Annotated in this window: 20 protein-coding genes; 3 read left to right on the top strand and 17 right to left on the bottom strand. The window is 32.0% G+C overall.

Annotation, left to right across the window (positions count from 1 at the left end; all coding sequences use genetic code 11):
• Positions 1-15: 15 nt before the first annotated feature.
• The 3 genes from rsfS to ACTT9X_RS00540 are packed head-to-tail and all read left to right on the top strand — an operon-like array spanning position 16 to position 1,977.
• On the top strand, positions 16-366 hold the full coding sequence (rsfS, locus tag ACTT9X_RS00550; protein ID WP_075484663.1) for a ribosome silencing factor: 351 nt from the start codon (positions 16-18) through the stop codon (positions 364-366).
• Entirely contained in the window at positions 363-1,502 is a 1,140-nt protein-coding gene (locus tag ACTT9X_RS00545; protein WP_440933756.1) for a S41 family peptidase, read from the top strand. The genes rsfS and ACTT9X_RS00545 overlap by 4 nt, the downstream gene beginning before the upstream one ends.
• Position 1,503: 1 nt before the next feature.
• Entirely contained in the window at positions 1,504-1,977 is a 474-nt protein-coding gene (locus tag ACTT9X_RS00540) for an RNA pyrophosphohydrolase (protein WP_440933755.1), read from the top strand.
• On the opposite strand, the gene atpC is transcribed toward ACTT9X_RS00540, so the two are convergent.
• The 17 genes from atpC to sdhC form a co-directional block, all read right to left on the bottom strand.
• Positions 1,969-2,361: an ATP synthase F1 subunit epsilon gene (gene atpC / locus ACTT9X_RS00535; RefSeq protein WP_440933754.1), complete on the bottom strand. Its 393-nt coding sequence runs from the start codon at positions 2,359-2,361 to the stop codon at positions 1,969-1,971. The genes ACTT9X_RS00540 and atpC overlap by 9 nt on opposite strands.
• The gene (gene atpD, locus ACTT9X_RS00530) at positions 2,361-3,779 is read right to left on the bottom strand and encodes a F0F1 ATP synthase subunit beta (RefSeq protein ID WP_440933753.1); all 1,419 of its coding nucleotides are present in this window, start codon (positions 3,777-3,779) and stop codon (positions 2,361-2,363) included. The genes atpC and atpD overlap by 1 nt, the downstream gene beginning before the upstream one ends.
• 2 nt (positions 3,780-3,781) lie before the next feature.
• Positions 3,782-4,654: a F0F1 ATP synthase subunit gamma gene (locus tag ACTT9X_RS00525; protein ID WP_440933752.1), complete on the bottom strand. Its 873-nt coding sequence runs from the start codon at positions 4,652-4,654 to the stop codon at positions 3,782-3,784.
• 6 nt (positions 4,655-4,660) lie between these two features.
• Positions 4,661-6,196, bottom strand: a complete 1,536-nt coding sequence (gene atpA / locus ACTT9X_RS00520) for a F0F1 ATP synthase subunit alpha (protein WP_440933751.1) — start codon at positions 6,194-6,196, stop codon at positions 4,661-4,663.
• Complete coding sequence (gene atpH, locus ACTT9X_RS00515; protein WP_440933750.1) at positions 6,197-6,754, bottom strand: ATP synthase F1 subunit delta; 558 nt, start codon at positions 6,752-6,754, stop codon at positions 6,197-6,199.
• Between the two features lie 108 nt (positions 6,755-6,862).
• Complete coding sequence (gene priA / locus ACTT9X_RS00510) at positions 6,863-8,818, bottom strand: replication restart helicase PriA (protein ID WP_440933749.1); 1,956 nt, start codon at positions 8,816-8,818, stop codon at positions 6,863-6,865.
• A 22-nt stretch (positions 8,819-8,840) separates the two neighbouring features.
• A complete protein-coding gene (gene lpdA, locus ACTT9X_RS00505; protein ID WP_440933748.1) occupies positions 8,841-10,241 on the bottom strand; it encodes a dihydrolipoyl dehydrogenase in 1,401 nt (466 codons plus the stop codon).
• The gene (gene odhB / locus ACTT9X_RS00500; protein WP_440933747.1) at positions 10,242-11,540 is read right to left on the bottom strand and encodes a 2-oxoglutarate dehydrogenase complex dihydrolipoyllysine-residue succinyltransferase; all 1,299 of its coding nucleotides are present in this window, start codon (positions 11,538-11,540) and stop codon (positions 10,242-10,244) included.
• 5 nt (positions 11,541-11,545) lie between these two features.
• Positions 11,546-14,464 (bottom strand): 2-oxoglutarate dehydrogenase E1 component, encoded by a 2,919-nt coding sequence (locus tag ACTT9X_RS00495; RefSeq protein ID WP_440933746.1) that lies wholly within the window; start codon positions 14,462-14,464, stop codon positions 11,546-11,548.
• 34 nt (positions 14,465-14,498) lie between these two features.
• The gene (gene sucD, locus ACTT9X_RS00490; protein WP_440933745.1) at positions 14,499-15,374 is read right to left on the bottom strand and encodes a succinate--CoA ligase subunit alpha; all 876 of its coding nucleotides are present in this window, start codon (positions 15,372-15,374) and stop codon (positions 14,499-14,501) included.
• 1 nt (position 15,375) lies between these two features.
• Positions 15,376-16,536 (bottom strand): ADP-forming succinate--CoA ligase subunit beta, encoded by a 1,161-nt coding sequence (sucC, locus tag ACTT9X_RS00485; protein WP_440933744.1) that lies wholly within the window; start codon positions 16,534-16,536, stop codon positions 15,376-15,378.
• Positions 16,537-16,538: 2 nt separating this feature from the next.
• Complete coding sequence (gene mdh / locus ACTT9X_RS00480) at positions 16,539-17,501, bottom strand: malate dehydrogenase (protein WP_440933743.1); 963 nt, start codon at positions 17,499-17,501, stop codon at positions 16,539-16,541.
• A gap of 9 nt (positions 17,502-17,510) precedes the next feature.
• A complete protein-coding gene (locus tag ACTT9X_RS00475) occupies positions 17,511-19,004 on the bottom strand; it encodes a CoA-acylating methylmalonate-semialdehyde dehydrogenase (protein ID WP_440933742.1) in 1,494 nt (497 codons plus the stop codon).
• 39 nt (positions 19,005-19,043) lie between these two features.
• A complete protein-coding gene (locus ACTT9X_RS00470) occupies positions 19,044-19,823 on the bottom strand; it encodes a succinate dehydrogenase iron-sulfur subunit (protein WP_440933741.1) in 780 nt (259 codons plus the stop codon).
• Complete coding sequence (sdhA, locus tag ACTT9X_RS00465) at positions 19,823-21,598, bottom strand: succinate dehydrogenase flavoprotein subunit (RefSeq protein ID WP_440933740.1); 1,776 nt, start codon at positions 21,596-21,598, stop codon at positions 19,823-19,825. Before sdhA ends, ACTT9X_RS00470 begins: the two co-directional genes overlap by 1 nt.
• A complete protein-coding gene (gene sdhD, locus ACTT9X_RS00460) occupies positions 21,595-21,924 on the bottom strand; it encodes a succinate dehydrogenase, hydrophobic membrane anchor protein (RefSeq protein ID WP_440933739.1) in 330 nt (109 codons plus the stop codon). Before sdhD ends, sdhA begins: the two co-directional genes overlap by 4 nt.
• On the bottom strand, positions 21,924-22,304 hold the full coding sequence (gene sdhC, locus ACTT9X_RS00455) for a succinate dehydrogenase, cytochrome b556 subunit (RefSeq protein WP_440933738.1): 381 nt from the start codon (positions 22,302-22,304) through the stop codon (positions 21,924-21,926). The genes sdhD and sdhC overlap by 1 nt, the downstream gene beginning before the upstream one ends.
• Between the last annotated feature and the right edge of the window lie 3 nt (positions 22,305-22,307).

The following is a 22,307-nucleotide window of genomic DNA, read 5'->3' as shown; positions in this document are numbered from 1 at the left end:
ATCTAAATTCAATTAATGGACAAAATTTCAGACTTAAAAGAAATTGTAATCAACACACTAGATCTAAATAAAGCTCAAGACATTGTAACTATTGATCTTAAAGACAAAAGTTCTATGGCTGATTACATGATCATAGCAAGTGGAACATCATCTAGACATATTCAATCTTTATCAGAACAAGTTTTAGAAAAACTTAAAAATAACGGTGTAAAAGACTCAAAAATTGAGGGTAAAGAAAGTGGAGAATGGAAACTAGTTGATGGGATAGATTTGATTGTTCATATTTTTCATCCAGAAAAAAGAAAATTTTATGAATTAGAAAAAATTTGGTCAGAGCTAATTCCAAAAGAAAAAGTGATGATATGAAAAAAATTAATTTTTTATTATTAATTTTTTTTTCTGTTTTTTATTTAAATAAAACAGTTAATTCAGCTGAAATTGATATTTATAAAAAAATTGATCTCTTCGGTGAGGTGCTAGAAAAAATTAATAAAGAATATGTTGATGAGTTCAATCAATCTGAGAGTATGGACTCTGCTATAAATGGACTTTTACAATCCTTAGATCCTTATTCATCCTACATGTCTCCTAAAATTTTTGACGAAATGCAAACAGAAACCAGTGGAGAATTTGGTGGACTAGGAATTGAAGTTAGCATGGAGGCTGGTGTGGTAAAGGTAATTTCACCAATAGATGATACACCTGCATCTAGGGCTGGATTAAAAGCTGGTGATTACATAGTCAAAATAAATGATGTCCAGGTTCAAGGAAAATCATTAAGTGAAGCTGTTGATTTAATGAGAGGACCTGTAGGTTCTGGAATAGAGTTAACAGTAAGACGAAGAGGTGAAAGAAAAGCGCTAAAATTTAATATCATAAGAGAAGTTATTCAGGTTCAATCTGTAAAATCAGAAATTATAGATGAAAATATTGGATACATCAGGCTTACTTCATTTAACGATAACAGTAGTGATCAAATAGAAAAACAAATTAAAAAACTTAAAAAAGATAAAAACTTAAATTCATTTATTTTAGATTTAAGAAATAATCCTGGAGGTCTTTTATCTCAAGCAATAAAGATATCAGATTTTTTTCTGGAAAATGGAGAGATAGTTTCAACAAAAAGCAGAAAAAAATCTGAAAATAGAAAATGGTTTGCAAAAAAAGGAGATATTACAGATGGAAAAACACTATTGGTTTTAATTAACTATGGTTCAGCGTCTGCATCTGAAATTGTTGCTGGAGCTTTAAAGGATCACAAAAGAGCAATCATCGTTGGTGAAAATAGCTTTGGTAAAGGTTCTGTCCAATCAATTATTCCTTTAAAAAATCGTGGTGCTATCAGATTAACTGTCGCAAAATATTATCTTCCTTCTGGAAAATCTATTTCTGAAGTAGGTGTTAGACCAGATATTGAAGTAAATGAAGAGGGTGATGATTTTAGAATAAAAACTGATACTGATAATCAATTAAACTACGCTATTAAGTTACTTAACGGATAATATGAACAAAAAATTTAAAGATTTACCACTGAGAAGTGGGGTCGGAATTGTGTTATTAAATAAAGAAAATAAAGTATTCGTAGCAAAAAGAATAGATAATCCTAAAAATTTTTGGCAAATGCCTCAGGGTGGTGTTGATGATGGAGAGGATAATTTAAAAGCTGCATTTAGAGAACTAGAGGAAGAAACAAGTATCAAAAGCGTAGAACTTATAAAAGAATTAGATGGTACATTAACCTATGATTTACCTGATAGATTACTAGGTATTATTTGGAAAGGTAAGTACAAAGGTCAGAAGCAAAAATGGTTTTTAATGCGATTTATTGGAAATGATGATGAAATAAATATTAATACATCTAATCCAGAATTTTTAGATTGGAAGTGGATTGACTTAGATTTAATTACTGATGTTGTTGTTGATTTTAAATATCATGTTTACAAAGAACTTAAAGAAAAAGTAAAAAAATTAATTTAGAGTTTTTAAAACTTCAACTTTTTGATCTGCTAAATATTTAGATTGATCGTTAATACCGGTTTTATTAGCCTCTTCTTCTGCCTGTTTAAGTAAATCTTGTTGCTTTGATTTATCCATATCAGCAAGATTAAAAATTGTACTTGTTAAAATAGATAGATTGTTATTTTTAAACTCAACAATTCCATCTTCAACATAGTAATTTTCATCACCTGATTTTGATAAAATCTTAATTATCCCAGGTTTCAAAAAGGAAATAATAGAAATATGATCCTTCAATATTCCCATCTCTCCTTCAAAAGCAGGGACCACAACTTCTGAAACATCATCTTTCACTAAAAAAGATTTTTCGGGATTTACTATTTCAACTTTAAACTCTTCGCTCATTAAGCAGCAGCTTCTTGTTCCATTTTCTTAGCTTTTTCTATAGCTTCTTCAATTGTTCCAACCATATAAAAAGCAGCTTCAGGTAAGTGATCATACTCGCCTTTGCAGATTGCATCAAAACCTTTGATCGTTGAGTCAAGATCAACAAGTTTTCCTGGAGAACCAGTAAATACTTCTGCAACAAAGAATGGTTGAGATAAAAATCTCTGGATTTTTCTAGCTCTTGCTACAACTAGTTTATCTTCCTCAGATAACTCGTCCATACCAAGAATAGCTATAATATCTTGTAATGATTTATATGATTGTAGTATTCTTTGAACATCTCTTGCTACTCTATAATGCTCATCTCCAACAATTCTTGGATCCAAAATTCTTGATGTAGAATCAAGTGGATCTACTGCAGGATAAATACCAATTTCTGCAATTTGTCTTGAAAGTACTGTCGTTGCATCCAAGTGAGCAAACGATGTGGCTGGAGCAGGGTCTGTTAAATCATCAGCAGGTACATAAATTGCTTGTACAGATGTAATTGACCCTTTGTTTGTAGTCGTAATTCTTTCTTGTAGGTTTCCCATGTCAGTAGCTAATGTCGGTTGATATCCAACAGCAGATGGAATTCTTCCTAACAAAGCTGAAACCTCTGATCCTGCCTGAGTAAACCTAAAAATATTATCTACGAAGAAAAGTACGTCCTGACCTTCTTGATCTCTAAAATATTCAGCAACGGTTAATCCTGTAAGTGCAACTCTTGCTCTCGCTCCAGGAGGTTCATTCATCTGTCCATAAACTAGAGCAGCTTTTGAGCCAGTTCCTTCTTTTTTAATTACCCCAGATTCAATCATTTCATGATAAAGATCATTTCCTTCTCTAGTTCTCTCTCCAACTCCTGCAAAAACTGAAAAACCACCGTGAGCTTTTGCGACGTTATTAATTAATTCCATGATTAAAACTGTTTTTCCTACTCCCGCTCCACCAAATAATCCAATCTTTCCACCTTTTGCGTAAGGTGCAAGCAAATCAATTACTTTAATACCTGTTACAAGTATTTCAGTTTCTGTTGATTGGTCATTAAATTCAGGTGCAGCTCTATGAATTGGCCAACTCTCTTTAGTGTTAACCTCACCTCTTTCGTCAATAGGTTCACCAATTACATTTATAATCCTTCCAAGTGTTTCAGGTCCAACTGGAACTTGAATAGGAGCATTGGTATTAATAACTTCATCACCTCTTTTTAGTCCTTCAGTAGCATCCATAGCAATTGTTCTAACAGTAGTTTCACCTAAGTGTTGTGCTACCTCTAAAACTAACCTGTTATCACCGTTTTTACATTCCAATGCTGTTAAAATTTCTGGTAGTTCGCCATCAAATTTTACGTCTACTACCGCTCCAATAACTTGTGTGATTATTCCTTTGCTCATAATTATAAACTTTCTGCTCCTGATATGATTTCTATTAGTTCTTTAGTAATTGCTGCCTGACGACTTCTATTATATTCGATAGTAAGTTTGTCAACCATTTCACCTGCGTTTCGGGTTGCATTATCCATTGCACTCATTCTAGACCCTTGCTCGCTAGCTGAATTCTCTAACATTGCTTTAAATATTTGCGTAGAAATATTCTTTGGCAATAAATTGCTTAAAATTTCATCTTCATCTGGTTCAAATTCGTAACTTTCTTCTGAAATACCGTCTTCTTCTTTATTATTTAAAGGAATTATTTGCTGTGCTTGAGGAATTTGAGTGATTACATTTTTAAATTGGTTATAAAAAATTGTACAAACATCAAATTCACCTGCTTCGAATTTTTCAATTACTATTTTTCCAACTTTATCAGCATCAAAATAATTTGCATTTTTAGACTCTTTAAAAGAAATATTTTCAATTATTTTATCACCATAAACTCTTTTTAATTGATCATTACCCTTTGAGCCTACTGTAATAATTTTAAGTTCTTTACCTTCATCTAAAATTTTTGCAAAATAACTTTTAGCTTTTTTAATAATATTAGAATTAAATCCACCACATAAACCTCTATCAGAAGTCATCACTACACAAAGATGATTTTTTTCCTGACCAGTACCTGACAATAACTTTGGTGCATTTTCTTTATCAGATATACCATTTGATAAATTCAAAATAACATTATTCATTTTTTCAGAATAAGGCCTTCCCTTCTCAGCACTTTCTTGAGCTCTCCTTAATTTAGCTGCGGCAACCATTTTCATAGCTTTAGTAATTTTTTGTGTAGACTTTACACTAGCTATTCTTTTTTTTAGGTCGTCTAAACTTGCCATAAATTATTAAGACTTAAAATTTCCTTTTAATTGAGTGATTACTTCAACAAGTAATTTTTCTTTATCTTCCTCAAGTTTTCCTGAACTTAAAATTGACTCTATAATTTCAGGCTTATCTGATTTACATTTTTCAATAATCTTGCTCTCAAATTCAGCAACATCTTTTAAATCAATATCATCCAGATAACCTTTTACTCCACAAAATACTGAAATAACTTGTTCTGCAACAGTCATTGGTGAATATTGTTTTTGTTTTAAAAGTTCAGTTAGTTTAGAGCCTCTATTCAAAAGTTGCTGAGTAGATGCATCTAAATCAGACCCAAATTGAGCAAAAGCTGCCATTTCTCTGTATTGTGCCAGCTCTAATTTCATTGAACCAGAAACTTTTTTCATTGCTTTTGTTTGAGCTGACGAACCAACCCTAGACACTGATAAACCTACGTTAATTGCAGGTCTTATACCTTGGTTGAATAGTTCTGTTTCAAGGAAAATTTGTCCGTCTGTAATTGAAATAACGTTAGTTGGAATGAACGCAGATACGTCTCCACCTTGTGTTTCAATAATTGGCAGTGCTGTAAGTGACCCACCACCATGTTCATCACTTAATTTCGCTGCTCTTTCAAGTAATCTACTATGAAGATAAAATACATCTCCAGGATAAGCCTCACGTCCCGGGGGTCTTCTTAATAGCAACGACATTTGTCTATAAGCAACTGCTTGTTTAGACAAATCATCATAAATTATTAACGCATGCATTCCATTATCTCTAAAATACTCACCCATAGCACAACCTGTGTATGGTGCTAAAAATTGTAAAGGAGCAGAGTCAGATGCAGTAGCAGCAACGATTGTTGTGTACTCCATAGCTCCAGCTTCTTCTAATGTTTTTTGAATTTGTCTTACTGTTGATCTTTTTTGTCCAACTGCAACGTATATACAATACAGTTTTTGTTTTTCATCACCAGATTCATTGATTTTTTTTTGATTAATAATTGCATCTACTGCAACTGCTGTTTTACCAGTTTGTCTATCACCAATAATTAATTCCCTTTGCCCTCTTCCAATCGGGACTAGACTATCAATTGATTTAAGACCAGTTTGCATTGGTTCACTTACTGATTGTCTTGGAATAATACCAGGAGCTTTTACTTCAACTCTACTTTTTTTAATTCCTTTATCTAATGCTCCTTTTCCATCGATAGGATTTCCTAAACCATCCACTACTCTTCCTAACAATTCTTTTCCAACTGGAGTATCAACAATATTACCAGTTCTTTTTACTACATCCCCTTCTTTAACATTTCTGTCATCACCAAAAATTACGACACCGACGTTTTCACTTTCTAAGTTTAGAGCCATACCTTTTGAACCATCTGCAAACTCTACCATTTCACCAGCTTGAACATTATCCAAGCCATAAATCCTTGCAATACCGTCTCCAACTGATAAAACTTGACCAACTTCTGTGACTTCTGCTTTATCACCAAAATTTTTAATTTGTTCTTTTAATATTTTTGTAACTTCTGAAGGATTTATTTCCATTTATGCCTCTATCATTCTATTTTCGATTTGTTGTAATTTATTTTTAATTGAGGTATCGACCATAGTACTTCCTACTTGTACTACCAAACCTCCTATTAAACTTTCGTCATGTTTGTAGTTTAATTTTATTTTTGAACTAAAATTTTTTGTTAACTCCTCTGTAATTTTTTTAATTTCTTCATTAGATAATTCTTTTGCTGATTTTAATTCTGCCTTAAGTTCACCTCTTTTTCTTGAACAAATTTCAATAAAGCTTTTGAGAATACGCTCAATAAAAAAGAAGCGTCTTTTTTGAATTAAGAAACTTAAAAAATTTTTAAATAAAGGCTCAAATTTATTATTTTCAGAGATTATATTAACTACTTTTAGTAAATCTTCTTGGCTTGTAGTTGGATCTTTAATCAAATTAGAAAAATCTTCACTTTGATCAATTAAATTAAGAATAGATGAAGACTGACCTTCGATCTGACTTAAAAGATTGTTTTCCTCTGAAAGTTCAAAAAGCGCAAGAGAGTACCTTTCAGCTGAAGTTATTGAAAATCCGGTGTCTTTACTCAACTTGGTTCCTCTATAATGTTGAAGATTATTTAAAAATCACGCCCTAAATAGCATATGACCCTTATGTCTTCAAGTAGCGGATTCGTAAAAAAGGCCTCTTTTTTGCGGTTAATTGAAGTTAATTGGGTCAACATCAACTGAAAGTTTTATTCCAGAAGAAAATTTATATTTTGGAATAATTTTTGCAAGAGAACTTTGTAGTTTCATAGATTTTAAGCCCCTTATTAAAAATCTAATTCTAAATTTTCTCTTTAATCTAAACAATGGAGCATTCACTGGCCCTAATACTTTTCCTTCTATTTTGTTTTCAATAAAATTTTTAAAATTAATAGCTTCTTTTTCTAATTTATTTTCATTGTCTCCTGTTAATATTAAAGAAATAAATCTTTGAAATGGTGGTAGTCTATTTTTTTTCCTTATCTCCAGTTCTCTCTCTAAAAAAATATCTGGATTTTTACTTGTAATTTCTGAAATCATCTTAGTATTATTTTCATAGGTCTGAAAATATACGGTTGCTGGCTTTCCTGTTCTTCCTGCACGTCCTGAAAGTTGATGATAAAGCTGTAAATTTTTTTCTGCACCTCTTAAATCATGTCCTTGAGATGAAAGATCAATATCAACAACTACAATGCAATTTAAGCTTGGAAAATGAAAACCTTTTGAAATTAATTGAGTTCCAACTAAAATATGTGTTTCATTATTAATAATTTTATCTATTTTTTCTTTAGAATCTTTTTTATTCATTGTGTCACTTGAAAAGATCTCTATTTTTTTACCAGGAAATTTTCTTTTTACTTCTTCTGAAATTCTCTCAACACCAGGACCACTAAAAATAAATTCACAATTGCCTTCTTTTGTACAGTTCCTTTCAAGATCAGATTTATATCCACAATAATGACACAATAGGTTATTTTTATTTTTATGATAAACTAAATTGATACTACAATTTGGACATGTAAAACTTGTAAAACACTTATTACATAAAGCATTTGGAGAAAATCCTCTTCTGTTTAAAAAAAACAAAACTTGATCTTTTTTTTCCAAATGTAAATTAACTTTTTCAATAATTTTATTTGATAACCATGATTGTTTTTCAAGTTTTGTATTATTCAATTTAATAATTTCATAATTGGGTAATGCTGCGTTTTGATATCTTTCATTTAATCTAGAAACTTCATATTTCCCTTTTTTAATATTTTCAAAAGTTTCTATGGACGGGACAGCGGTAATCAAATTGATTGGAATATTTTCGAAAGATGCTCTGGAAATTGCCATATCACGAGCATTGTAGGTTATACCTTCGTCTTGTTTAAATGATTGATCATGTTCTTCATCAACTATTATAATTCCTAATTTTTTAAATGGTAAAAATAGTGAAGACCTTGCTCCAATAATTATTTTTATTTTACCGTTAGAAATGCCACTCCAAATTAATTCTTTCTTTTTTTTTGAAATACCAGAATGCCAAACTGCAGGTTTAAAACCAAAATATTCTAAAAATTTTTGTTCAAACTGACTGGTGAGACCTATTTCTGGTAATAAAATTAATCCTTGAAAACCCTTAGCTATCAGTGGTTTTAACGCTTCAAAATAAACTAAAGTTTTTCCTGATCCAGTCGTACCTTGTAAAACATGAACTCTAAATTTTTTATTTGAAGCGTTCATTTTTTTTAGAGATTTATTTTGATCACTAGATAGCTTGATTAAGGTTTGCTTAATTTTGCTATCAAATATTTGATAAAGTTGAGTTTCTTTGTTCTCTATCGCATTACTAGTTAATAGTACTAACCTTAAAGCCATGCCCTTTGGGATAAGATTATATTCTGCAAACCAATTTAAAAAATTTATTGTATTTTTTTTTAATGGAGTAACGTCTAATTTCTTGATTATATTTTTAGTCTTAAAATTTTTATTATTATTTTTTTCAAATTCGTCCCAAACAACACCGGTAATTTTTGATTTTCCAAAAGGTACCATTACATAATCACCAACTTTAAGTTTTAAACTACTTTCATAAGTGAATGGATGATTAAAAATATTTGGTACAAGAATCGGATATTTCATATTTTTATAATATGAAATAAAATTAAGAGTGTATTGCTCTTTTATCTACTGATAAAGCAGCTTCTTTAACTGCTTCAGAAAATGTTGGATGAGCATGACAAGTTCGGGCGATATCTTCTGCACTTGCACCAAATTCCATTGCAACACCAATCTCTGCAATTAATTCTCCTGCATGTGGTCCGATTATATGTGCGCCTAATACTTTATCTGTTTGCTCATCAGCTAAAATCTTAACAAAACCTTCCGCATCATCTATGGCCTTAGCTCTTGAATTAGCCATAAACGAAAATTTCCCTACTTTATATTTTTTATTTAATTCTTTTAATTGTTCCTCAGTTTTACCGATTGATGCTACTTCTGGTGTTGTATAAACTACTCCTGGGATTGTATCATAATTTACATGTCCAGATTGACCAACTATGTTTTCTGCAACTGCTATACCTTCATCCTCTGCTTTATGTGCAAGCATTGGACCAACAATTACATCGCCTATTGCATAAATATTTTCAACGTTAGTCTTAAAAATTTTATCAGTTTTAATTCTATTTCTTTCATCAAGATCTACTCCTACAGACTCTAGGTTCAAACCATCTGTATTAGGTTTTCTACCAACAGAAATCAAAACAACATCACACTCAAAATTATTTTTATTACCGTCTTTATCTACTGTTGAAACCACTGCACCAGCTGCATTTTTTTTAATTGTTTCAACTTTATTTTGCATATTAAATTTCATTCCCTGTTTTTTTAATATTTTCATAAATTCTGATGAGATTTCTTTATCCATTCCAGGTGTAATATGATCTAAAAATTCAACAACTTGCACCTCTGCTCCAAGTCTTGACCATACAGATCCCATCTCCAATCCTATATAGCCTCCTCCTACTACAACCATTTTCTTAGGTACCTTTTCTAACTTTAAAGCACCTGTTGATGAGACAATTGTTTTCTCATCTATTTCTATTCCTGGTAATGAAACTGGAACTGATCCTGTTGCAATAACTGTTTTTTCTGTATGGATGATGGTTTCTTTATTTTTATCATCCTTTATTAAAATTTCATTTTTAGATTTAAAACTTCCATGTCCTTTAAAATAAGTAACTTTGTTTTTTTTCAAAAGAAACTCAACACCTTTTGTAAGAACGGTTACAGCTTTATCTTTGCTTTTCATCATTTTGTCTAAATTTAATTTTACTTCACCAACTTCAATACCTTTGTTTGCTAAACTTTTTACTTTATGAAATTCTTCAGACAGATTAAGTAGGCTTTTTGATGGGATGCAACCAACATTTAAACAAGTACCTCCCAAAGACCCTCTAGACTCTATACATGCAGTTTTTAATCCTAATTGAGCAAGTCTGATTGCGCACACATAACCACCCGGTCCACCTCCAATAACTACAGCTTGAAATTTTTCTGACATTTAAATATCTAAAAACAACCTTCTAGGGTCTTCTAAGTTTTCTTTAATCATTTTAAGGAAAGATACAGATTCTTTTCCATCAATAATTCTGTGATCATATGATAACGCTAAATACATAATTGGTCTTATTTTGATTTCACCGTCTACAACAACAGGTCTTTCCACTATATTATGCATGCCCAACACTCCAGATTGAGGTAAATTTAATATTGGAGTTGAAAGCATAGACCCATACACGCCTCCATTACTTATTGTAAATGTTCCTCCCTGTAGATCTTCAATCGTTAGCTTTCCATCTCGTGCTTTTTCTGAAATTTCTTTAATATTTTTTTCAATATCAGCAAAGGATAATTCATCTGCATTTCTCAAAACTGGAACAACCAAACCCTTATCTGTTCCAACAGCAAAGCTAATATTGTAATAGTTTTTATAGACTATCTCATCTCCTTCTATTTCAGCATTCACCGCAGGGAAATTTTTTAAAGCAACCACACATGCTTTTACAAAGAAAGACATAAATCCTAATTTTATTCCATAACGAGACTGGAAATCCTCTTGATTTTCTTTCCTCATTTCCATCACACTGCTCATATCAACTTCGTTAAATGTTGTTAAAAGAGCAGCATTCTCTTGGGCTTGTTTTAATCTTTTTGCAATAGTCTGTCTCAATCTAGTCATCTTAATTCGTTCTTCTTCACCATATTGAATTTTTCTTTCAGATGGTTTTGGATTTGCACCCATCAAACTTATTAAATCTCCTTTTAAAACTCTCCCATCTTTTCCTGAACCTTGAATTGAATTAATATCGATATTATTTTCAGTTACTATTTTTCTCACTGCTGGAGACAAGGTTGGATTAACATTTCTTTTAGGAGCAACATCTTTTTTAACTTCCTCAGTTAAAACCAATGGTTTCTCTTTGGGTTCTTCCATATCTTGTTCTTCAAATACTTTTGGTTCTTTTTTATTTGTATCTAGTTTTATTACATTGCTCTCTACAGGAACTGTTTCATCTTGCTTGATTTCTTTTTGGGTTTTCGGTGCAGATTTAACTGCTCCACCTTGAGCTGACACAGAACCTAATAAAGCTCCTACTTCAACAACTGATCCATCTTGTGAATTTATCTCTGTTAATACACCGGAAATTGGAGATGGCACTTCTAAGTTTACTTTGTCTGTCTCAAGTTCTACAATTGGCTCATCTGCTTCGACTGTATCACCAGCGTTTTTTAACCATTTTGCAACAGTCGCTTCTGTTATACTTTCGCCAAGAACAGGGACTACTATTTTTTCACTCATTAAAATTAATCAAATACCTTGTTAATTATTTCTTGTTGTTGAGAATTATGCCTTTTGGCATATCCTGTTGCAGGAGTTGCGTCTGGGCTTCTTCCTATATAAGAAATTTTATTATTATTAGCCTTTAAAGTGTCTAATGTCCATTGGATATAATCTCTAACTGAAAACCAAGCACCCATATTTTTTGGTTCTTCTTGACACCAAAAGAATTCGGCATTTTCAGCATATGGTTTTAACTCCTTAACCAAAGCTTTTGCTGGAAAAGGATACAACTGTTCAATTCTATACATCACTACATCATCTCTTTTGAGGTTTTCTCTGGCGTCTAATAAATCGAAATATACTTTTCCAGAACAAAGAATTACTTTTCTAATTTTAGAACTTTCTTTAAGTTTAACAAATCCTTTAGACTTAGGATCGATAGCATGATCCCACAGTACTCTATGGAAAGTATTTTTTTTATTAAAATCTTCTAAATTTGAAACACAATATTTATTTCTTAATAATGATTTTGGTGTCATTATAATTAGTGGCTTTCTAAAACTCCTATGCATTTGTCTTCTTAAAGCATGAAAATAATTTGCTGGAGATGTACAGTTCATTACTTGCATATTATCGTTTGAACATAATTGTAAAAATCTTTCTAGCCTTGCTGATGAATGTTCTGGTCCTTGACCTTCATATCCGTGAGGTAACAACATTACTATACCAGATGCTCTATTCCATTTTCTCTCACCAGATGCAATAAATTGATCAATTACTACTTGAGCTCCATTAGCAAAGTCACCGAATTGTGCTTCCCAAAGAGTAAGTGTGTTTGGCTCTACTAAACTATAACCATATTCAAAACCTAAAACTGCAAGTTCAGATAAAAAACTATCTACTACTTCAAATTGCTTTTGATTTTTAGAAATATTATTAAGAGGAATATACCTAGAATTATCTATTTGATTTCTTAAAACAGAATGTCGTTGACTGAATGTTCCTCTTCCAGAGTCTTGACCTACAAGCCTAACTGGATATCCCTCTTCTAGCAAAGATCCAAAAGCTAAAGCTTCAGCTGAAGACCAATCGATCCCAGCACCTTTTTCGACACTTTCTTTTCTGGCATTAAATATTTTAGAGATAGTCTTGTGAATATTTTTTTCCTCAGAAATGCTATTTATTTTACCTGAGATTATTTTTAATTTATTTTCATCAAAACCTGTTATACCCCTCTTATCTTTACCTCTTTCAGGTTTATATCTTGACCATGTTCCCTCAAACCATTCAATTTTAGGTTTATAATCTTTTGCACTTTTGTATTGTTCATCAAGTAAATTTTTAAATGATTTAACATTTTGATTTAATAATTCTTCAGTTATAGATTTTTCGTTTACTAATTTATTTCCATAAATTTTGTAAACACTGGGATGAGATCTAATTTTTTTATACATTAAAGGTTGAGTAAATGAAGGTTCATCTCCCTCATTATGTCCAAATCTTCTATAACAAATTAAATCTACTACAACGTCTCTATTAAATTTTAATCGAAATTCTGTTGCTATTCTAGTTGCATAAACAACTGCTTCTGGATCATCACCATTAACATGAAGAATTGGAGCCTCTACCATTTTTGCAACATCAGATGGATAAGGTGAAGACCTCGCAAATCTTGGACTAGTAGTAAATCCTATTTGGTTATTAACAATAATATGAATTGTTCCTCCAGTGTTATGTCCTGGTAGTCCAGACATTGCAAAACATTCTGCTACAACTCCTTGGCCAGCAAAGGCTGCATCCCCATGAATAAGAATAGGTATAACTTTATTTCTTTCACGGTCTTTATGAAAAAATTGTTTGGCTCTTGTTTGACCTAAAACAACTGGGTTAACAGCTTCTAAATGAGAGGGATTATCTGTTAAACTTACATGTACTGAATTTCCATCAAATTCTCTATCAGACGACGCTCCAAGATGATATTTTACATCTCCAGCACTATCTTCAGAATCAGTACTAAACTCACCAGCAAACTCATTAAAAATTTTTTTGTAAGATTTTTGTAAAACGTTTGCTAAAACGTTAAGCCTTCCTCTATGAGACATACCTATTTTAACTTCTTTTATATTATTTTGACCACCAATTTTTATTATTTGTTCAAGAGCAGGTATTAAACTTTCACCACCATCTAAACCAAATCTTTTTGTTCCCACATACTTTGTAGCTAAAAATTTTTCAAATCCTTCTGCTTGTACCAATTTATTTAAAATTGCCTCTTTACCATTTTTTGTAAATTGAAGTGCATTTTTATCTTGCTCTATCCTGTCCCTAAACCACTTTCTTTCATCTGGGTTTGAAATATGCATGAACTCATAACCTATTTTTCCACAGTAGGTTTTCTTCATAAACTTAAGTATTTCTTTTATATTTGCATATTTACGATTGATTACCCCGTTTAGAAAAATTTTCTTATCGTAATTTTCTTTTTTAAAACCATAAAAATCTGGATGAAGCTCATCTAGATATTCTGACTCTCTCATTTCTAAAGGATCAAGATCTGCTAATAAATGTCCTCTTAGTCTATATGCTCTAATTAATGCTACAGCACTAATAGAATCTTTATTTGAGTCGGCAAGTAATTGAAAATTAAATTTTTCTGAAGTGTCTAATTTGACATTATCAAAATCATTTTTATCTTGTGCTTCTATTTTTTTTTGTAATTCATCAATATCAATCTTTTTTTTAGTAGGTCCCCATGATGGACCATTAATTTCTTTTGCTATAACATTTAATTCTTCACCAATTCCCTCAAAATAATTTGCCCAACTTTCTGGAAGATCAGCATCTTTATTTACAAACTTTAAATACATTTCTTCTATAAATGCACTATTAGATTTGTTTAAAAATGAAGTTTTTTCGAAATCAAGATTTTTTGATGAAGACATCTTTTTATTTAATATATCCCTCTAATATTTTTTTTCAATTAGACAGTTTATCAAATAAAGTTTTTCCAATAATTGATGGTGATTTGGCAACTGTAATACCACATTCTTCCATTTTTTTAATTTTATCTTCAGCTCCACCCTTGCCACCTGATATAATGGCACCAGCATGCCCCATTCTCCTTCCTGGAGGAGCGGTAATTCCAGCAATAAATCCAACTATTGGTTTTTTAATCTTATGATTTTTTACAAAGTCAGCCGCTTCTTCTTCAGCTGTTCCACCAATTTCACCAATCATTAAAATAGATTCTGTTTCAGAGTCATTTAAAAATAAATCTAAACAATCAATAAAATTTGTACCATTAATAGGATCACCACCAATACCAATACAAGTTGATTGACCAAGTCCATTTTCAGTTGTTTGGGCTACTGCTTCATATGTCAATGTTCCTGACCTTGATACAATTCCAACACTTCCTCTTTTATGAATACTTCCCGGCATAATCCCAATTTTACATTCATCTGGTGTTATTATTCCTGGACAATTAGGTCCAATTAATCTGCTTCTAGATCCACTTAATTTTTGTCTGACCTTAAGCATATCCTGAATTGGAATACCCTCTGTTATACAAACAATAAGTTCAACTGATGCATCAATAGCTTCAATGATTGCTGCTGCTGCAAATTTAGCAGGTACATAAATCATAGTTGCATCTGCTCCTACTTCATTTTTTGCCTCTAAAACGCTATTAAAAACTGGTCTGTCTAAATGTTTTTGTCCGCCTTTCTTTGGGGTAACTCCACCAACAAGATTGGTTCCATATTTTATGGCCTGCTCTGAATGAAATGTTCCATGTGAGCCAGTAAATCCCTGACAAATTACTTTAGTATTTTTATTTACCAAAACCGACATTTTATTTTATCGCCTCAACAATTTTCTTGGCAGCATCATCTAAATTTTCTGCAGAAATTAATTTTAATCCAGAATTATCAAGAATTTTTTTTCCTTCTTTAAAATTTGTGCCTGCTAATCTTACAACCAAAGGTACACTAATATTAATTTCTTTAGCTGCATCAACTACTCCTTGGGCAAGAACATCACATCTCATTATTCCTCCAAAAATATTAATTAAAATACCTTTAACATTTTTATCTGAGAGAATTATCTTTAATGCAGCAGATACTTTTTCTTTGGATGCACCACCGCCTACATCTAAAAAATTTGCTGGCTCTTTACCATACAATTTAATTATATCCATTGTTGCCATCGCCAATCCTGCCCCATTCACCATACAGCCAATACTTCCATCTAGCTTGATATATGCAAGATCATGCTTGCTAGCTTCTATCTCTGTAGAATCTTCCTCATTTAAATCTCTTAGTTCAACAATTTCTGGATGTCTAAATAATGCATTTGAGTCAAAATTAACTTTTGCATCTAAACAAACAATTTTTTCCTCTTTTGTCAAAATCAATGGATTTACTTCAACCATGTTTGCATCTGTGCTGACAAACATTTTATATATTGATTTAATTAATGTTATTGCTTGTTTTTTTGCTTCTTCATTTAAATTAAAAATTTTAACTATCTTCTCACAATCTGAGTCAGAAATTTCATCACCCATATCAACTTTTGTAGTTATAATTTTTTCAGGTGAACTGCTAGCAACCTCTTCAATATCCATTCCACCTTGATCACTTGATATAAATGCAATTTTAGAACTTGCCCTATCAACCAGGCACGATAAGTAAAATTCTTTATCTATATTTGATGATTCTTCTACGTATAATCTTTTTACCTCTCTACCTTCAGGGCCAGTTTGATGAGTAACTAGTTTTTTTCCAAGTAATTCTTTAGCTGCTACCGTTAGTTCCTCAATAGAGTTTAAAATTTTAACACCACCAGCCTTTCCTCTACCACCCGCATGAATTTGTGCTTTAAGAACATATTTCTCAGTTTTAAGTGCTTTTGCTTTTTGAATAAGTTCATCAACATTAAGCGCAAATACTCCTTCAGGAACTACAGCTCCATATTTTTTCAATATTTGTTTGGCTTGATGCTCGTGAATATTCATTATTATTTAGATAAATCAGGATCTATTTTAGATGCAGCTTCCCATAAAGCTTTTACAGCATCTATTGAATGCATAAATTCTTTTTTTTCTTTTTCATCTAAATCAATCTCTTCAATTTTTTCTACACCATTTTTTCCAATGACAACAGGAACACCTGCATAAACATTTTTCACACCATATTCTCCATTTAATTGTACAGCGCAGGGTAATAATTTTTTCTGATCATTCAAATATGCTTCTGCCATTTGAACACCTGAAGCTGCTGGTGCATAAAAGGCTGATCCTTTTTCTAAATATTTAACTATTTCAGCACCGCCATCTCTTGTTCTTTGATTAATTTCCTCAACCCTTTCTGATGAAATCTTTCCATCCTTTACAAGATCTAACAAAGGTTTACCTGAAATTTTTGTAAATCTTGGCATAGGGACCATGGTGTCACCATGACCACCCATAACCATTGCCTCAATTTCTCTTACAGGCACATTTAGTTCTAATGATAAAAATAATTTAAATCTCGAACTATCTAAAATACCTGCCATACCAACTACTTTATTTGATGGCAAACCTGAAAATTTTTGAAATGCCATAACCATAACATCTAAAGGATTGGTGATACAGATCACAAAAGCATTAGGAGCATTTTTTTTTACACCTTCAGCAACTTGTTTAATGATTTTTAAATTTATTCCAAGGAGATCATCTCGACTCATGCCAGGCTTTCTTGGAACGCCAGCTGTAATTATAATTACATCTGAATCTTTTATGCTTTCATAGTTATCAGTTCCTGAAAACCTAACATTGAAACCATCTACAGATGAAGATTGTGCAATATCTAATGCTTTACCTTTTGCAATACCACTAGCTACATCAAATAAAACCACTTCATTTACTAATTCTTTTGTTCCTATCAAATGTGCAAGAGTTCCACCTATTTGGCCTGCACCAATTAAAGATATTTTTGTCATCTATTTCCTTTATTTCATTGTTGGCATAACAAATTCCGCATTTGATCGGACACCTGAAGGCCATCTAGATGTTACTGTTTTAAGTTTAGTGTAAAATTTTATTCCTTCCATACCATGCATTCCACTATCTCCAAACAAAGATCTTTTCCAACCACCAAAACTATGAAATGCCATTGGAACTGGGATCGGCACGTTAATACCAACCATACCTACTTGAATTTTGCTTGCAAAAGTTCTGCCTGCATCACCGTCTCTTGTATAAATACTAACTCCATTTCCGTACTCATGGTCGTTAATTAATTTTGCAGCTTCCTCAAAAGTTTTCACTCGAATAACTGATAAAACTGGACCGAATATTTCTTCTTTATAAATTCTCATATCCTTATTTACATGATCAAATAAACATCCACCAATATAGAAACCATTTTCATAACCTTGAAGTTTTAAACCTCTACCATCAACCACTAGCTTTGCACCCTCCTTAACACCTAAATCAACATAATTTGTAACTTTTTCTAAATGTTCTTTTGTAACTAAAGGTCCCATTTCTGAAGTTTTATCCATTCCAGGACCCACTTTTAACGCCTCAGCTTTTTTTGATAATCTTGATACAAGCTCATCTCCAATATCTCCAACTGCAACAGCAACTGATTGAGCCATACATCTTTCACCAGCTGAACCATAAGCAGCGCCCATTAATCCATTTACAGCACCATCCAAATCACAATCTGGCATAACAACTAAATGATTTTTTGCTCCACCTAAAGCTTGAACTCTCTTTTCATTTTTAGCTGAATTTTCATAAATATATTTTGCAATAGGAGTAGATCCAACAAAACTAACAGCTTTAATATCTTTATTTTCTAAAATTGCATCTACAGCTTCTTTGTCACCATTTATTACATTAAACACTCCATCTGGAAGACCAGCCTTAGATAGAAGTTCAGCCAATCTTAGACCACAAGATGGGTCTTTTTCTGATGGTTTAAGAATAAAAGTATTTCCACATGCTATTGCTATTGGAAACATCCACATTGGAACCATTGCTGGAAAGTTAAAAGGTGTGATACCTGCAACAACTCCTAAAGGTTGTCTCATTGACCAACTATCAACATTAGTGCCAACATTTTCGGAAAACTCACCTTTTAATAAATGTGGAATTCCGCAAGCAAATTCCACTACTTCAAGTCCTCTAGTTAAAGAACCTCTTGCATCTTCATAAACCTTTCCATGCTCTGAAACTATTAACTTGGTTAATTCATCAGAGTTTTTTTCAATTAATTCTTTAAATTTAAATATTATTCTAGCTCTTTGTAGAGCAGGTTTTAAAGACCAAGTTTCAAATGCTTTTTTTGCTACCTCAACAGCACTGTCTAAATCAGATCTTGAAGCAAGTCTTACCTCAGACTCTTGTTCACCAGTTGCTGGATTGAAAACTTTTCCCTTTTTATCTGAAGATCCCGGAATTATTTTACCGTTTACGAAGTGTTCTATTAATTTCATGAATACGGTGTTTTAGATCAAAAATATCAAATAGTCTATTTAAACATTAGCCGTTGCTAACATTTTTTTTATTTCAGCTATAGCTTTTGCTGGATTCAAGCCTTTAGGACATGCATTTGTACAATTTAAAATAGTATGACATCTGTATAATTTTAATTCATCAGCAACTTTTTTTAATCTTGCTTTTCGCTCCTCATCTCTACTATCAATAATCCATCTATATGCTTGTAACAAAACTGCTGGACCTAAATATTTGTCACCATTCCACCAATAACTTGGGCAAGAAGTAGAGCAACAAGCACACATAATACATTCATAAGCACCATCTAGTTTTGCTCTGTCTTCTTTGGATTGATAAATTTCTGTAGTTTCTTTTGTTGAATTATTTTTTAACCATGGTTCAATTGATTGATACTGTTTGTACAATCCATCCAAATCACCAATTAAATCTTTTTTAACTTTTAAATGAGGTAATGGATAAATATCAATATCTCCCTCAATTTCAGCATGTGGAGTGGTGCAAGCAAGGCCATTTTTACCACCCATATTCATTGCACACGAACCACATACACCATGAGCACAAGATCTTCTGTATGTTATAGTTGAGTCGATTTCATTTTTAATTTTATTTAAAATATCTAAGACCTTTGAAGGACAATTATCCATGTCAACTTCATAAGTGTCTATCCTAGGACCTTCATCTGTGGATGGATCCCATCTATAAATATTTACTTTTCTTAAATTTTTTGATCCTGTTTTGTCCTTAAAGTATTTACCTTTTTTAATTTCAGAATTCTTAGGTAAACTCAATTGAACCATTAATATACCCGTTCTTGAGGTGGAAAATATTGCACTTCATTAGTTAAAGTTGATTGATGGACAGGTCTATAACTAATCTTTGTATTTTTACCATCACACCATGCAAGTGTATGTTGCATAAATTTTTCATCATCTCTTTTTGGGTAATCTTCTCTTGCGTGAGCTCCTCTACTTTCTTTTCTGTGATATGCTGAGTCTACAGTTGCTACCGCTTGTCTAATTAAATTATCAAATTCTAAGGTTTCTACTAAATCAGTGTTAAATACTAAAGATTTATCCTTTACAGAAATGGAGTCCATTCCATCGTAAGTTTTGCCTATCTCATCAACCCCTTGTTTAAGATTTTTTTCTGTTCTAAATACTGCACATTTAGATTGCATTGTTTTCTGCATCGAGAGTCTTAACTCTGCAGTACTATTATCCCCTTGAGCATTTCTAAGTTTATCAAATCTATCCAAACACTTTTGAGTTTCAGTTTCTGGTATTTCTTCATGTGGTGTTCCGGGTTTTACTAGTTCAGCTGCTCTTTTTGCAGCTGCTCTTCCAAATACTACTAAATCAATTAATGAATTAGAACCAAGTCTGTTTGCTCCATGAACAGAAACACATGCTGCTTCACCTATAGCCATTAAACCAGGAACTGTTTTTTCAGAACCATTCATTGTTAGCACTTCTGCTTTATAATTTGTTGGAATACCTCCCATGTTATAGTGAACTGTAGGAACTACAGGTATAGGATCTTTGGTAACATCAACATTTGCAAACAATCTTGCAGCTTCAGTGATACCTGGTAATCGATTTTCAATTACACTTTTGTCTAAATGACTTAAATGTAAATGAACATGATCTTGATCGTTACCTACACCTCTTCCTTCATTAATTTCTATAGACATTGATCGACTGACAACATCTCTTGACGCTAAATCTTTTGCATTTGGCGCGTACCTTTCCATAAATCTCTCACCTTTTGAATTTACTAAATAGCCACCTTCACCTCTTACACCTTCTGATATAAGTGTTCCATGTCCATAAATACCTGTTGGATGAAATTGTACAAATTCCATATCTTGCAAAGGTAGTCCTGCTCTCAAGACCATGGCATTACCATCACCTGTACAAGTATGAGCTGATGTAGCAGAGTAGTATACCTTACCATATCCTCCAGTTGCAATAATTACAGTATGCGCTCTAAATCTATGAATTGTACCATCATTAAGATTCCATGCTATTAATCCTTTGCACTCTCCATCTTTCATTAATAAATCTAAAGCAAAATATTCAATAAAAAATTCTGTGTTATGTTTTAAAGCTTGTCCATATAAAGTATGTAATATTGCATGCCCTGTTCTATCTGCAGCTGCACAAGTTCTTTGAACAATTCCATTTCCATAATTTTTGGTCATACCACCAAATGGTCTTTGATAAATTTTCCCCTCTTCTGTTCGACTAAAAGGAACACCATACTTTTCCAATTCCAAGACTGCTTTGGGCGCTTCTTTACATAAATATTCAATACTATCTTGATCTCCTAACCAGTCTGCACCTTTTACAGTGTCATACATATGCCATCTCCAATCATCTTCCCCCATATTTCCTAGGGCTGCTGATATTCCACCCTGTGCAGCAGACGTATGACTTCTTGTGGGAAATACTTTTGAGATACACGCTGTTTTTAAACCAGCTTCACTTAATCCCACAGCTGCTCTTAATCCTGAGCCACCTGCTCCAAGTACAACAACATCGTACTCATGATCTATGATATTATAGGCTTTCATGTATTTAAGTTAAAAATAACAATTATTGTTAAAATTGGAATTGTTATAGCAAAAAAATTTAAGATTTTGTTTGCGGCATTTTTGATTTTCGTGTCTTTTATATAGTCCTCAAAAACCTCACTAATACTTAATGCTGAAAAAAAATAAATAAATACCAGAAACAGTCCCATTAAAAATTTAGATGGTTGAGATGTCAAAAAACCAACTATTTCTTGATAACTTTTATCATAAATATTTACTAAACTTAAAATAAACCAAAGCATTAGAGGTAACAAAATTAAAGAGCTAAATTTTAAAAACAACCATTTTTTTGTAACCGGTAGCATTAAATGACTCCTCTTCCAAAAATATAAACTAATATAGTTAAAAAAATTGAACCGAAAATAACAAGCAAACCTGTGATTTTAGTTGTTTGTAACTCAAAGCCATAACCTAAATCCATAATTAAATGTCTAATCTCACTTAACATTTGAAAACTAAAAGACCAAGTTATTCCAATTAGTATAAATTTCCCTAAAAAAGATTCTAAAAAAATTTTTATTGTTTGATATTCACTCTCTCCTAAAAGCATAAAAGCAAACCAAATACAAATTAAAGTTATTGCAAAAAAATTAATTATCCCTGTAATTCTATGTGAAATGGATACTAAAGAAGAAATATGCCATTTATAAATTTGTATATGTGGTGATAAAGGTCTATTTTCCATTTT

Origin of the sequence: Candidatus Pelagibacter sp. (assembly GCF_052049855.1) — a bacterium.
Classification (GTDB): Bacteria; Pseudomonadota; Alphaproteobacteria; order Pelagibacterales; family Pelagibacteraceae; genus Pelagibacter.
The sequence above is the reverse complement of the archived record's forward strand: the minus strand, read 5'-3'. Positions and strand labels throughout refer to the sequence as shown.

Coding starts and splice junctions, on each gene's coding strand:
- rsfS (WP_075484663.1), top strand. CDS start 16: ATGGACAAAATTTCAGACTTAAAAGAAATTGTAATCAACACACTAGAT.
- ACTT9X_RS00545 (WP_440933756.1), top strand. CDS start 363: ATGAAAAAAATTAATTTTTTATTATTAATTTTTTTTTCTGTTTTTTAT.
- ACTT9X_RS00540 (WP_440933755.1), top strand. CDS start 1,504: ATGAACAAAAAATTTAAAGATTTACCACTGAGAAGTGGGGTCGGAATT.
- atpC (WP_440933754.1), bottom strand. CDS start 2,361: ATGAGCGAAGAGTTTAAAGTTGAAATAGTAAATCCCGAAAAATCTTTT.
- atpD (WP_440933753.1), bottom strand. CDS start 3,779: ATGAGCAAAGGAATAATCACACAAGTTATTGGAGCGGTAGTAGACGTA.
- ACTT9X_RS00525 (WP_440933752.1), bottom strand. CDS start 4,654: ATGGCAAGTTTAGACGACCTAAAAAAAAGAATAGCTAGTGTAAAGTCT.
- atpA (WP_440933751.1), bottom strand. CDS start 6,196: ATGGAAATAAATCCTTCAGAAGTTACAAAAATATTAAAAGAACAAATT.
- priA (WP_440933749.1), bottom strand. CDS start 8,818: ATGAAATATCCGATTCTTGTACCAAATATTTTTAATCATCCATTCACT.
- lpdA (WP_440933748.1), bottom strand. CDS start 10,241: ATGTCAGAAAAATTTCAAGCTGTAGTTATTGGAGGTGGACCGGGTGGT.
- odhB (WP_440933747.1), bottom strand. CDS start 11,540: ATGAGTGAAAAAATAGTAGTCCCTGTTCTTGGCGAAAGTATAACAGAA.
- ACTT9X_RS00495 (WP_440933746.1), bottom strand. CDS start 14,464: ATGTCTTCATCAAAAAATCTTGATTTCGAAAAAACTTCATTTTTAAAC.
- sucD (WP_440933745.1), bottom strand. CDS start 15,374: ATGTCGGTTTTGGTAAATAAAAATACTAAAGTAATTTGTCAGGGATTT.
- sucC (WP_440933744.1), bottom strand. CDS start 16,536: ATGAATATTCACGAGCATCAAGCCAAACAAATATTGAAAAAATATGGA.
- mdh (WP_440933743.1), bottom strand. CDS start 17,501: ATGACAAAAATATCTTTAATTGGTGCAGGCCAAATAGGTGGAACTCTT.
- ACTT9X_RS00475 (WP_440933742.1), bottom strand. CDS start 19,004: ATGAAATTAATAGAACACTTCGTAAACGGTAAAATAATTCCGGGATCT.
- ACTT9X_RS00470 (WP_440933741.1), bottom strand. CDS start 19,823: ATGGTTCAATTGAGTTTACCTAAGAATTCTGAAATTAAAAAAGGTAAA.
- sdhA (WP_440933740.1), bottom strand. CDS start 21,598: ATGAAAGCCTATAATATCATAGATCATGAGTACGATGTTGTTGTACTT.
- sdhD (WP_440933739.1), bottom strand. CDS start 21,924: ATGCTACCGGTTACAAAAAAATGGTTGTTTTTAAAATTTAGCTCTTTA.
- sdhC (WP_440933738.1), bottom strand. CDS start 22,304: ATGGAAAATAGACCTTTATCACCACATATACAAATTTATAAATGGCAT.